The sequence below is a fragment of the Actinomadura sp. GTD37 genome (assembly GCF_041951365.1).
Taxonomy (GTDB): domain Bacteria; phylum Actinomycetota; class Actinomycetes; order Streptosporangiales; family Streptosporangiaceae; genus Spirillospora.
This window is the reverse complement of sequence record NZ_JBGNUS010000003.1, coordinates 585,684-597,449: the sequence shown is the minus strand read 5'-3', so window position 1 is coordinate 597,449 and position 11,766 is coordinate 585,684. Positions and strand designations below refer to the sequence as shown.

Genomic DNA, 11,766 nt, shown 5'->3' with positions numbered 1-11,766 from the left:
GGTACTTGGCCCCGTAGTTTGGGGTCCGTGCTCTACGGGCGGAACGACGAACGGGCGCGTCTCACGTCGCTGGTCGACGGGGCGCGCGGCCACCGGCGCAGCGGCGCGCTCGTCCTGCGCGGCGAGGCCGGCATCGGCAAGTCCGCGCTGCTCGCGGAGGCCGCCGCCGGGGCGTCGCGGGTGCTGCGGGCCACCGGGGTCGAGGCGGAGTCCGGCATCGCGTTCGCCGGGCTCAACCAGCTGCTGTGGCCCGTCCGCGACCGGGTGGACGCCCTGCCGCGGGCGCAGTCCGCCGCGCTGAGCTCCGCGCTCGGCTCCGCACCCGGCTCCGCGCCCGGCTCTGCGGTCGGTGACACGTCCGCCGGTCAGGGCCGCTTCGCCACCGGCCTCGCCGTGCTGACGCTCCTCGCCGACCTCGCCGAGGACGGCTCCGTGCTGTGCGTGGTCGACGACGCCCACTGGGTCGACACCGCGACCGTCGACGCGCTGCTGTTCGCGGCGCGGCGGCTGGCGGCCGAAGGCGTCGTCATGCTGTTCGCCGCCCGCGACGACGGGTTCACCGGGACGGGCCTGCCCGAGCTGCGGCTCGACCGGCTCTGCCGGGCCGACGCCGAACGGCTCCTCGCCGCGCGCGACCTGGCGCCGCTCGTCCGCGAACGCGTCCTGCGGGAGGCCGACGGCAACCCGCTCGCGCTGCAGGAGTTCGCCGCCGGCGGGGAGCGGCCGCCCGAGACCACGCCGCTGCCCGTCGCCGACCGCGTCCTCGGGTCGTTCCAGGCCCAGATCGCCCGCCTGCCGGAGAAGGCCCGGCTGATGCTGCTGATCGCGGCGGCCGAGGGGCGCGGCCACATGGCGAGCCTGCTCGCCGCCGCCGGCACGTTCGGCGTCGGGCTCGCCGACCTGGAGGAGGCCGAGCGCGCCCGGCTGGTGGAGGTCACCGGGCGCAGCATCGCGTTCCGGCATCCGCTGATCAGGGCCGCCGCGTACCAGGGCGCGACGGCGGCGCGGCGCGTCGCCGTGCACCGGGCGCTCGCCGAGTCCGCCGACGACGTCGACTGCCGCGCGCGGCACCGCGCGTCCGCCGCCCTCGCCCCGGACGAGGACGTCGCCGCCGACCTCCAGGAGGCGGCCGAACGCGCCCGCGTCCGCGCCGGCCACGCGCCCGCGGCGGCGCTCTACCGGCAGGCGGCCGACCTGACGCCGGGCCGCTCGGCACGGGCGGCGCGCCTCGCCGCCGCCGCCTCACTGACCCTGCAGGCGGGGCGGCTCGACGAGGCGGAGGAGCTCGCCGGCCTCGCCGAGAAGTTCGGCGCCGCCGACCGGGCCGGGCTCGCCCGCGTCCACGCCGCCGTCGAGTACGAGCGCGGCGACCCGCGCGCCGCGGCCCGCATGATGGTCGACCGCGCCGCCGGAGCCGAACGCGCGGCCATGCTGCGGACCGGCGCCATGTACGGGTGGACGTCCGGTGAGCTGCCCGCCGTGCTGCGCGCGTCCGAGCTGCTGCCGGACGACCGGGCCCTCCGCGGCCTCGCGCTGCTCGCGGACGGCGACCCGGCGGGCGGCCTGCCGCTGCTCGCCGAGCACGTCGCCGCGGCGCGCGACGGCGCCGGCGACCGGCTGCGCGGCGCCCAGCTCGCACTGGTCATCGGCGCGGACGCGGCGGCGCTCGACCTGTCCGCCGCCGAGGTCGCGCACTGCCGCCGGCACGGCCTGCTCGGCGAGCTGCCGACGATCCTGCAGGTCCGGGCGCAGACGCTGATCGCGGCCGGCCGGCACGCGGACGCGGCGGCCACCGTCGCCGAGGCGATCGCGCTGGCCCGCGACACCGGCCGCCCGCACCGCGAGGGCCGCCTCGCCGCCGTCCTGGCCCGCGTCGCGGCGATCGAGGGCGACGAGCCCCGGCTCCGCGAGCTGACCGCCTCGGCCCCGCCGGGCCTGGCCGACGGCGCCCTCGCCCTCCTCGACCTGGGCCTCGGTCGCTACGACGACGCGTCGCGCCGCCTGGAGGAGATCGCACGCGGGCCGCACCGGCACGGCAACGTCCTGGCCGACGCAGACCAGGTGGAGGCCGCCGTCCGTTCAGGTGAGGCTTCGCTCGCGCGCGCGGCCTTCACCCGGGTCCGCTCCTGGGCCGAGGCAGGTGAACAGCCCTGGGCTTTGGCCGTTGCCCTGCACTGCGAGGCCCTGCTAACGGACAGCGAAGAACCGTACCTACAGGCTCTGCGCCTGCACGAGCAGTCGTCGCGCCCGTTCGAGCGCGCCCGCACGGAACTCCTCTATGGCGAGTACCTGCGCCGTGCCCGCCGACGTTCGGACGCACGTGTCCCGCTCCGCTCGGCGGCGTCCATCTTCGAACGCCTACGCGCCACCCCATGGCTGGATCGCGCGCGCGCCGAACTGCGGGCCACCGGCGAGTCCGGGCCCTCGACACCGACCGCTCCGGACCTGCTCGACCGCCTCACCCCGCAGGAACTCCAAGTCGTCCGCCTGGCGGCCTCGGGCACGAGCAGCCGCGAGATAGCCGCGCAACTCTTCCTGAGCCCCCGCACGGTCGAGTACCACCTCTACAAGGCATATCCGAAGCTCGGCATCTCGTCCCGCAAGGAACTCTCCCACCTCACCCTGGAGCCCGCCTGACCGCCTACGCCTCCCCACAGGCGACGTCGTACTGCGAGGCGCCGACGCCCCCTGGGCGCTACGACAGGGTCCGTCCAAGGAAGTCTTCTGTGAGGCGCCAGGCGCGTTCGGCGGGCTCCGGCTGGTAGAACATCGGCGCCTTTCGGTTGTGGAACGCGTGACCGCCGTCCTTCTGGACGTGGACCTCCACATTGGCTCGTCCGTCCGCGGCCTGCTCCACCCGGGCGACGTCCTCGCTGGGGATGTACGCGTCAGCACCACCGAAGTGGAACTGGACAGGAGCCTGGATGGCGTCGAGCTGGTCCAGCGCCGCAGGCACGCCCGACCCGTAGAACGACACGAGGGAATCGACCTCAGCCTGGGCGGCGAGCAGATAGGCGAGCGTCCCGCCGAAGCAGAACCCGAGGACACCGACCTTGCCGACGACCTCTGGCAAGCCCTTCAGAACGTCCAGCGCGGCCTTGGCGTCCGCCACGCCCTTCTCCCAGTCGAACTGGGACACCATCGACATCCCCTTGGGGAGAGCCTCTTCGTTGTGGACGGTCGTCCACCCGGGTTCGATTCGCCAGAACATGTCAGGGGCGGCCACCACGTACCCGAGCGCCACCAGATCCTCGGCGACGGCCTCCATGTACTCGCCCACCCCGAAGATCTCCTGGACGAGCAGAACCCCCGGCCCGCGCTCGCCCCAGACCCGCAGGTCGAACTCACCGTCCGGAACAACGACCTTCTCAGTCCGCGTCATATCAGCCGATGATGGCGTACACGGCGCTGGCGCGGGCCACGGTCGCGGAATCCACCGTCATGTCGATCTCCGCGAACGCCAGCGTCCGCCCGAGCTTCGTCACCTCGACCGCGATACGCACGTCCCGTCCCACCACGGGCCGCTGGAACGACGTGCTGAGCTGCACGGTCGTCATCGGCACGAACCCGCCCTTCGCGCCGGAGACCGCCAGGACCACCGCCGTGTCGGCCGCCGCCATCAGCGCCTGCCCCGACAGCGCACCGCCCTCCCGCGCCAGCCGGTCCGACCAAGGCAGCCGCAGCACCGCCGTCCCGTCACCCACCTCCTCCGCGACGAGGCCCAGGTCCAGCACCCAGGGCGCGAAATTGTCACGCAGGATCTCATCAGGCTTCAACGTCACCCCGACATGATGCACGCTGATGGCATGCACGAGGAGATCTTCCTGCCCGCGACCTACGCCGCCGGGGTCCCCTACGAGACCTTCCGGACGCTGCGCACCGAGTCGCCGGTCATCCGGGTCCCCGAACCCGCCGTCGGCCCCTGGCCGGCGGGCCCCGGCTACTGGGCGGTCTTCCGGCACGCCGACGTCAAACACGTCCTGCGCTCCCCGGACCTCTTCTCCTCCAACCTCGGCGCCACCCAGATCCGCGACCCCGACACGCCCGAGGATCTCGCGTTCGTCCGCGCGATGATGCTCAACCAGGACCCGCCCGACCACTCCCGCCTGCGCCGCATCGTCGCCGCCGCGTTCACCCCTCGCGCCGTCCGCGCCCTGGAGGAGACGATCGACGCGCGGGCCCGCGGCCTCGTCGCCTCCGCCCTCAACGAGGACACCGACTTCGTGGAACTCGCCGCCGACCTCCCCGTCTGGACGCTCGCGCACATCATGGGCGTCCCCGACGCCGACCGGCGCCTCCTCTACGACTGGGCGTCCCGCGTCATCGGCTACCAGGACGACGAGTACGCCGGCCTCTCCACCGCCGACGCCGCCTCCATGACCCCGATGGCCCGCAAGGCGATGGCCTACCGCCCCACCACGTCCACCCACCCGGACGGACGCCCCGTCAACCCGCGCTCCTACACGGCCCTCGCCGACATGTTCGCCTACGCCCACGCCCTGGCCGCCGAGAAACGCGCCAACCCGTCGGACGACATCATGTCCCGCATGCTGGAGGGCGGCCTCACCACCCACGAGTTCGAGAACATGTTCTTCCTCTTCGCCGTCGCCGGGAACGAGACCCTCCGCAACGGCATCCCCGGCGGCCTCCTGACCCTCCTCGACCACCCCGCCGAACTGGACCGCCTCCGCTCCGCCCCGTCCCTCCTCCCGTCCGCCGTCGAGGAGATGCTCCGCTACTGGCCCCCGGTCATGGACTTCCGCCGCACCGCCACGTCCCCCGTGACCCTCTCCGGCCAGAAGATCGACGCGGGCGACAAGGTCGTCGTCTACCACGCGTCCGCCAACCGGGACGACACCGTCTTCCCCTCCCCCGACCGCTTCGACATCACCCGCACCCCCAACGACCACGTCAGCTTCGGCTTCGGCCCCCACTTCTGCCTAGGCGCCCACCTGGCCCGCACCCAGATGCGCGCCATCTTCCGCGAACTCCTCCCCCACGACATCACCCTCACCGGCGCCCCCGTCCGCCTGGCCTCCAACTTCCAGAACGGCCTGAAGCACCTCCCCGTCCACTTGACCCCCACCCCGTAACCCCGTCGCAAACCCCCCGCCGATCTCGGTACCCTTGCGGGACGGGTCGCTAGCTCAATTGGCAGAGCTCCGGACTTTTAATCCGTAGGTTGTGGGTTCGAGTCCCACGCGACCCACCACCCCTCACCAGGGAAAACACGAGAATGCCCGGTTTGCCCACCACCCGACATGCCCCGGTTCGTCCCCGTGGCGGCTCGGTGGCGGCTCGGTGGCGGCTCGGCGGCTCGATCCGGGCCCTGCGTCGCCCCTGGTAGCGCCCCGAAACCGGGTACTCTCCACCCGCCCAAGCCGGTCATGGCGCCCACAGAACCGCCGGCCAGGGCCGCCAGAGCAGTCAGCAACGCACTTCCGCGGGCGTGAATCCGCAGGCTCGCATCCCCCCCGGGCGGCACCATCAAGCTTGCTGAAGGTCCGCTCGACGCCGACGCGTCGCCGTCCTCGGCGGGCGGCAACGGTGGAGGTGGTCTGCGGCCTTGCGTGCCCCGCAGGCGGCCAGCGCGCTCAGGTCGGCGGTGAACAGGGTGCCCGCTACCCGGCCGCCGGCCGGCGCCTGCCGCTTCTCAGCAGCCAGCTGTCGCGCGTCAGACTTAGTGGCGCAGGAGTTAGTTGGGACTCCTGCGCTGTGAAGGAGACGCATCGTGAGTCGCCCCCCCGCAGTTCTCGGTGGAGGACAAGCTGCGGATCGTGTTGTCGGTCCTGGCTGGTGAGATGACGGTCGCTGAGGCGGCTCGGCGGAACAAGACGTCGGGGACCTCGGTGGCCAAGTGGAAGGCCCAGTTCCTGGAGGGTGGGAAGCAGGGCCTGGCGTCGGCCCGGTCGTCGGGTGCCTCGGCGAGAGAGGAGCAGCTGGAGGCCGAGATCGCCGAGTTGCACACGGCGCTGGGGGAGGCGCATGTGCAGCTGCGGGTGTGGAAGAAGTCGGCCGAGGGGCGCCTGGCCCCTTCGCGGACCTCGAGGTGATCCGCCAAGACGCGGCGATGCCGGTCTCGAGGTTCTGCCAGCTGACCGGCATCCCGCGCCGCACCTACACCCGGTGGCGTGCCAAGCAGGCGGCCGGGGAGCCGTCCAAGGGACCTTGGCCCGCCCCCGTCGTGGACGAGATCGAGCCGGTGGTGGCCAAGTACGCAGCGGACTGGCCGGCCTGGGGCCACCGCAAAATTCACTGGCTGATGGCTGCGGACGGGCACGCCGCCTCGGCGTCGAGCGTCGAGCGGGCGATGCGCCGCCGGAACCTGCTCCAGCCGATCGACTACCAGAGCGAACGCCGACAGCTCGCGCAAGCGCGCAAGGCCGCGTTCGCCGATCCGCCGACCGCACCGAACCAGGTGTGGCAGCTGGACTTCTCCGAGTACGAGACCACGGCCGGTGGAATCTGGCGGCTGGCCGGGGTCACCGACTACTTCACCAAGTACGAGCACGGCTGGCACATCGCCCCGACCTGCACCGGCGCCGACGCCATCGCCGCGGTGCGGATCGCCATCAGCGAGGCCGAGCACCTGGCCGGACGCCCGCTCGCCCAAGCCCTGACCGACCCGCGGACAGGCGAGATCGTCAAGATCAAGCTGGTCACCGACAACGGCAGCGCGTTCAAGGGCGCCGCATTCGCCCGCTTCATCGCCGGCCGGACCGAGTTCGTCCACATCCGCACCCGCCGCCGCTCACCGGGCCAGAACGGCGTCCGTGAACGCGCATTCGGGTCATTGAAGTACGAGCACCTGTACCGGATCGAGATCGACGACCTGCCCGCCCTGGCCCGCGAGACCGAGACCTACCGGCAGATCTTCAACCACGTCCGACCCCACCAGGCCCTCAGCGGCCACCGACCGATCGAGATCTACACCGACCCGAGCCTGCACCCCCAACTTTCAGACCCGGGTTTCTGAGCCAACAACTTGACGCGGGACACCCGACGACCAACACCGACTCGAGGCTCTCTGCGGCGCCTGCCCGCAGCTGAGCGCCCTGCGCACACACGTCCGGCACTTCGCCGAGATGATGACGAACCGCACCGGCCAGCACCTCGAAGCGTGGATGGTCGGCGTGCTCGACGATGACCTGCCCGAGTTGCACTCGTTCGTCACCGGCCTTCGCCGTGACCAGGATGCCGTCACCGCCGAGCTGACCTTGCCCTACAGCTCCGGACCGGTCGTGGGCAACGTCAACCGCATCAAAATGATCAAGAGGCAGATGTATGGCCGGGCAAGCTTCGACCTTCTGCGCAAACGAATCCTCCTGACCAGCTGACAGCCCGATCACGGAATGTGTGCCAGAGCCAGGATTCGCCCGTCGTTGACATGATCGTGCTCACCGAACAGAAGAGCGCGTCCGGCCAAAGGCGGCTAACCAGGGTTAATTAGTGTTGGCGGGTGTGGTGGTGAAGGTGAGGCCTGTGGTGAGGCAGCCGTCGATTACGTCGGGGTGGTGCTGGATCACTTTGAGGCGGTGCTTGATCATGTCGGTGAGGTGGTCGAGGTCGGTGGCCAGGAAGTTGGCCATGGAGCGTTTCAGCAGGGACCACACGCTCTCGGCGGGGTTGAGTTCGGGTGCGTAGGCCGGCAGGTAGAACACCGTCAGCCAGTCGGCGTGGGCGTCAAGGAACGCCCGCATCGACCGTGAATGGTGGATGCCCGGGTTGTCCCAGACCAGCACGATCTTCCCGCCGGGTAACTGCTGGTGGGCGGCCTGCAGCATGCTCTTGTACTCGCCCAGGGTGAAGGCGGCGCGTTCGCCTTTGCGGCGGCGGTAGTGGTGCAGCCGGTAGATCAGCCGTGGCCGATCCCCGGGCCGGTAGCAGACGATCCCGGCCACCGACACCCGGCCGCCGTGGTCGCCGCCGTGCACCCTCACCTGCGGCCGGTGTCCCCGCCGGCTCCAGGAACGTCCTTGGGGCGGCCTGAGCCCCTGACCGGTCTCGTCCTCGAAACAGATCCCAGGCGCCCAGGTCGCCCGCGGTGCTTCCACCTGCGGCCACACCTGCCGCTTCCACACCTGCACGGCCTGGTCGTCGCGTTCGATCGCGCGGCGTCCGGGAACCTGCACCGACCAGCCGTTACGGCGCAGCAGCAACGACACCCCGGGCAGGGTGTAGTCGATCCCGAACAGAGCCTTGATCAGCGCGGCCACCCGGCCCAGCGTCCACCGCTGGTCATCGGCATACCCGTGCGCGGCCGGACCGCGGTTCAACTCGGCCTCCAACCGCGCGAACGCCGCATCGTCCAGCCGCGGCCGCCGGTGCGGACCCCTGGACCGCAACGCCTCGACCCCACCCCGGCGCCAGGCCTGCCGCCACCTCTCCACCTGCCGCAGCCCAACCCGCAACTGCGCGGCGATCCACGCGTTGGGCCGGCCCTCACCGAACCACTCCGCGGCCTGCAGCCGCACCTGTTCTCGCCGCTCACGGCCCGCGTCGGTCATCCCGCCGCCCTGGGGGTATCTGGCCATACCACCGGCATACGCCCACCCGACAGGCCCGTCCACTCACCCAACCGCCATGACCCATTAACCCTGGTTAGCGCTTCTCATCGCCCCTCCCGCACTCAGGAGTTCCTGAAGTGAGATAACGCCGCGTCTCCAGAACCTCGAGGCGCAGGCTCCTCCATGACCGCCCGACACCAAATCACTTCCAAGTATTTACCCGCTCATGCAGCACGCGAACACTCACCACTATCTCCAAAGTGTCATATAGATCACTCGAGCAACCCCCCAACAAGGCCAAGCCCGCCACAAAGGGGAATATGCACATCTGATTGCATCGCATCCCAAACGCACCTCATCCCGCAAATGCACGACAGCCTCGGATCGTGCCGCATATCAATGTTTGCGAGGCTTCGCCCCAAGCCGGGTCGAATTGTCAACAGTTACATGAGATAACGCAGACACGCCAGCAACTGTAGATGACGGACTGTTGCATCTGCCGGGCGCAATCATCAGTGAACTATGAATGCCTCTGCACTGGTCGCCCCCGACGAGTTCCCTCTGGACTTCGATGTCCCAGTTCCGTTGTGCCATGCCTCGATCGAGCTGTCCGACAGCGAACTTGCCGAACTGGTCCGCCGCCCCTGGCGCCACGACCGGCTGCGTCTGATCAACGGCCCGGAACCGGTCCTGCACTGCACTCACGAGCACCAACATCCCGGAAGGCACGTCGCCTTCGGTGCGGAGAGTGGCAGGTTCATCGTCTGGGTGGCCTGGGACGCCTACCGCAGCAGCCGCATCTTCCTCGCCGGCTACTGCCAACACCAGTCTCGCTCAGGTGGCCTCTGCGTCCTGCCAGACCGGCATGCTGGCCGCCACGCCATCGGCGGCGGGAGCTGAGCACACGATCTACCAGAGGCGTGGCTGTCAGCATCGACCGACGGTGTGAGACGTCAAGCGTGGCACGAGAGCTGATACCGATCTTCAACACCGTGACCAAATAGCACGCCCATGCACGGCGAACCATGGCGTTCCGATGATGGGGCCGAGGGTGCCCGCCCTCCCGACATCGCCGGACGATCCGGGCCTGGGCCGGCGGGTACGCCTCATCGAGCCCGTAACCGCCGAGGCGACACGCGCTCGGGGAGCCGCCGTACGACCTCCCGCGTCCGCACCTGGTGGGCCTGATCCGGTTATCGGCTGACGCGCCTGGTACGGCCGTCGATACCGGACGACATGACTCTCGAAGTCGCCCCGACGCGGGTCGGCGCATCGGTCGCGAGCCCCGCCGCCGCCCCCTGGCCCGCGAGCCGGTCGAACCACGACGGAGCCGGCAAGGACCTCACCGAGCTGATCAAGACGGGTCTTCCTGATGAACTCAAGCGCCGCAACGTCCATCGGCAGATCAAGGGGATCGCCGATTTCGTCACCGAGCGGCTCCTCAAATTCGCCGGCCACGAGTTCCGCAGCTTGGCCGGAGGCGACCGCGAGGCCGCGCTGCACCAGGCTGTTTCACACTCGAGTGCGCCGATCTCTCGGACGACGCATGGTTCGCCGTCGGCATGGACCCGGTGAAACTGTCGCGGGGGCCTTCGCTCCCGCTTGTCCCCCGGAGGTCGCGGTGGACGACCCGGTGTGGCTGACATCTGAAGCCACAGTCTTCTCGATCTCTGCCTGGATAACGGTCGCCGCACAAGGTGGGCGAGAACAGGCGCAACCGGACCTACGGGAAGACCACGCGTCTGGTCGACCGCCGGAGAGCCGATGTACCTGCGGTCGGCCGTGACTGATCTCAGGATCCGAACAGTGGTTGCTGTCCGGCCCCGGGTTCCCGGAACTGCCTGCGTCGCATCCTGGTGGCGAGGTTCTTGTCGTACCCGCGGGCGTGATTGCGTTTGTGTCGCTCCCTGACTGTCTCGCGCGGCGGGGCCGTGGCCCGATCCACGACGATGGACACCGACATTCCTTCATCCGCCCGCTCCTCGCCGAGCGTCCTCAGTTCGTCGAGTGTGGTGCCCACCGTGCCGACGAGCCCGTTCTTTACAAGCGCGGTGAACTCGGTGTTCCCCAGGTATCGGTCGACGTAGCCGTATCCGAGGCGTGTGCCCCCGCCCGTGCCCCGCGTCGCATCGTCCTCCAGCAGAAGCCGCACGTACGGCACCGGCAGATACATGCCTGGCGCCGGACCTGGGTCGACTGTTTCCTCCAGTGGCCAGTAGGCAAGTTTGACGAAACAGGGGTCCGAACCCAGCCGCCACTCGTGAGGCGCCTGCGGGGTTCTGCTCAACTCGGCGACCTGCTCGAGACGGTCGAGTTGCCCGCGCAGCTGCTGATCCACATAGATCCACCGAGTGCCTGCGTCAGGAGGAAGCCGTTTGGCTTGCACGAGAATGAAGCTTTGGGTGGCCTCGTGGTAGTAGATCAGGTCCGCGCCGAGCCGGGCTTCTACTGGTGTTGCGTTGATGTTCGCTACCTCGATCCGGCTCCCGAGGTGTTCGAAGACCTGGATATCGCAGCGGAAGGATGCCCCGGTGGCGTGTCTTCCGGAGGGCCATCCCGCTTCAGTGAACACATCGTCACCGAACTGGATGTGACGCGCGTCGTTCTCGATCAGTCCCTGTTCGAAGGGTTCCGTGATCAGTCCCGCCAGATGGGGGGCGTTGGGGTCGCTTGGACGTCGCCAGGCCGCGAGCCGTGACGGAGGGATGTTACCGATGGACAGTCCCAGCCGGGTCATGTCGTACTGCTCTTGCCAAGCACGGTCCGCAACTCGTCGAGGGTCGAACGGGTCGGGCGCGGCCGCCTCTCCGAGGAAGTCGAGTGTCCTGCGCAGCAGCTTGTCCTGTTGCGCAAGAGCCTTCAGCAAGGCTTCCGATGCCTCCTCTCCGAGCACGGTGACCTCGCCTGAGAGTGCGCGCGTTACTGCATGCCGTACGCGATGCGGCACCTTGTCGAGGAACGAGCGCATAATGACCTGGATCGGACACTCCCGCACCAGTTCGACGGTGATCCGGGAATCGACGGCCGCAACCTTCTCCCCTCGGGGCCGCCGCACGACTCCCAGCCAGAGCAGCGGACACGGGTCGGTCTCGGCCGAACTTCGCGTGACGAGCAAGGTGATCTGGGGTGTCCGATCGCGAGGAAGGGAAGCGGCGGCGACCGTCTTCGTGAAGGACTGCTTGATCCGTAAGTCCGTATCGATGCGGTCCAGTTCCTCGGCGGTGAGCGCTATGACGTAAACCATGCACGGAGCGTACGT

Annotated in this window: 10 protein-coding genes, 1 tRNA gene and 1 pseudogene; 8 read left to right on the top strand and 4 right to left on the bottom strand. The window is 69.7% G+C overall.

Annotated elements, in window-relative coordinates; genetic code table 11:
* Positions 1–27 precede the first annotated feature (27 nt).
* Entirely contained in the window at positions 28–2,637 is a 2,610-nt protein-coding gene (locus ACA511_RS21210; RefSeq protein ID WP_375026170.1) for a helix-turn-helix transcriptional regulator, read from the top strand.
* A 58-nt stretch (positions 2,638–2,695) separates the two neighbouring features.
* On the opposite strand, the gene ACA511_RS21205 is transcribed toward ACA511_RS21210, so the two are convergent.
* Positions 2,696–3,382 (bottom strand): dienelactone hydrolase family protein, encoded by a 687-nt coding sequence (locus tag ACA511_RS21205; protein WP_375026169.1) that lies wholly within the window; start codon positions 3,380–3,382, stop codon positions 2,696–2,698.
* 1 nt (position 3,383) lies between these two features.
* Positions 3,384–3,812, bottom strand: coding sequence for a PaaI family thioesterase (locus ACA511_RS21200; RefSeq protein WP_375026168.1), 429 nt, complete (start codon positions 3,810–3,812; stop codon positions 3,384–3,386).
* On the opposite strand from ACA511_RS21200, the gene ACA511_RS21195 reads away from it, so the two are divergent.
* From ACA511_RS21195 to ACA511_RS21175, 5 genes and pseudogenes are all read left to right on the top strand, one after another.
* The gene (locus tag ACA511_RS21195; RefSeq protein ID WP_375026167.1) at positions 3,807–5,093 is read left to right on the top strand and encodes a cytochrome P450; all 1,287 of its coding nucleotides are present in this window, start codon (positions 3,807–3,809) and stop codon (positions 5,091–5,093) included. The genes ACA511_RS21200 and ACA511_RS21195 overlap by 6 nt on opposite strands.
* Before the next feature lie 43 nt (positions 5,094–5,136).
* Positions 5,137–5,212, top strand: a tRNA-Lys gene (locus tag ACA511_RS21190).
* A 544-nt stretch (positions 5,213–5,756) separates the two neighbouring features.
* A complete protein-coding gene (locus tag ACA511_RS21185) occupies positions 5,757–6,053 on the top strand; it encodes a transposase (RefSeq protein WP_375026166.1) in 297 nt (98 codons plus the stop codon).
* 17 nt (positions 6,054–6,070) lie between these two features.
* Complete coding sequence (locus ACA511_RS21180; protein WP_375026165.1) at positions 6,071–6,976, top strand: integrase core domain-containing protein; 906 nt, start codon at positions 6,071–6,073, stop codon at positions 6,974–6,976.
* Between the two features lie 37 nt (positions 6,977–7,013).
* Positions 7,014–7,337: pseudogene (locus tag ACA511_RS21175) on the top strand (transposase); the annotation flags it as partial.
* A gap of 105 nt (positions 7,338–7,442) precedes the next feature.
* On the opposite strand, the gene ACA511_RS21170 reads toward ACA511_RS21175, so the two are convergent.
* Positions 7,443–8,507, bottom strand: a complete 1,065-nt coding sequence (locus ACA511_RS21170; RefSeq protein ID WP_375026164.1) for an IS630 family transposase — start codon at positions 8,505–8,507, stop codon at positions 7,443–7,445.
* Between the two features lie 522 nt (positions 8,508–9,029).
* Here ACA511_RS21170 and ACA511_RS21165 point away from each other — a divergent pair.
* Complete coding sequence (locus tag ACA511_RS21165) at positions 9,030–9,407, top strand: hypothetical protein (protein WP_375026163.1); 378 nt, start codon at positions 9,030–9,032, stop codon at positions 9,405–9,407.
* A gap of 336 nt (positions 9,408–9,743) precedes the next feature.
* Positions 9,744–10,082 carry a hypothetical protein gene (locus tag ACA511_RS21160; protein WP_375026162.1) on the top strand — a complete coding sequence of 113 codons (339 nt, stop codon included), beginning with the start codon at positions 9,744–9,746 and terminating at the stop codon, positions 10,080–10,082.
* 217 nt (positions 10,083–10,299) lie between these two features.
* On the opposite strand, the gene ACA511_RS21155 is transcribed toward ACA511_RS21160, so the two are convergent.
* Positions 10,300–11,751, bottom strand: a complete 1,452-nt coding sequence (locus ACA511_RS21155; protein ID WP_375026161.1) for a hypothetical protein — start codon at positions 11,749–11,751, stop codon at positions 10,300–10,302.
* Positions 11,752–11,766: the final 15 nt, after the last annotated feature.

What these genes read in the sequence shown, in the direction of transcription:
- ACA511_RS21205 (WP_375026169.1), bottom strand. Translation starts at nt 3,382, where the DNA reads ATGACGCGGACTGAGAAGGTCGTTGTTCCGGACGGTGAGTTCGACCTG.
- ACA511_RS21195 (WP_375026167.1), top strand. Translation starts at nt 3,807, where the DNA reads ATGCACGAGGAGATCTTCCTGCCCGCGACCTACGCCGCCGGGGTCCCC.
- ACA511_RS21180 (WP_375026165.1), top strand. Translation starts at nt 6,071, where the DNA reads ATGCCGGTCTCGAGGTTCTGCCAGCTGACCGGCATCCCGCGCCGCACC.
- ACA511_RS21170 (WP_375026164.1), bottom strand. Translation starts at nt 8,507, where the DNA reads ATGACCGACGCGGGCCGTGAGCGGCGAGAACAGGTGCGGCTGCAGGCC.
- ACA511_RS21165 (WP_375026163.1), top strand. Translation starts at nt 9,030, where the DNA reads ATGAATGCCTCTGCACTGGTCGCCCCCGACGAGTTCCCTCTGGACTTC.
- ACA511_RS21160 (WP_375026162.1), top strand. Translation starts at nt 9,744, where the DNA reads ATGACTCTCGAAGTCGCCCCGACGCGGGTCGGCGCATCGGTCGCGAGC.
- ACA511_RS21155 (WP_375026161.1), bottom strand. Translation starts at nt 11,751, where the DNA reads ATGGTTTACGTCATAGCGCTCACCGCCGAGGAACTGGACCGCATCGAT.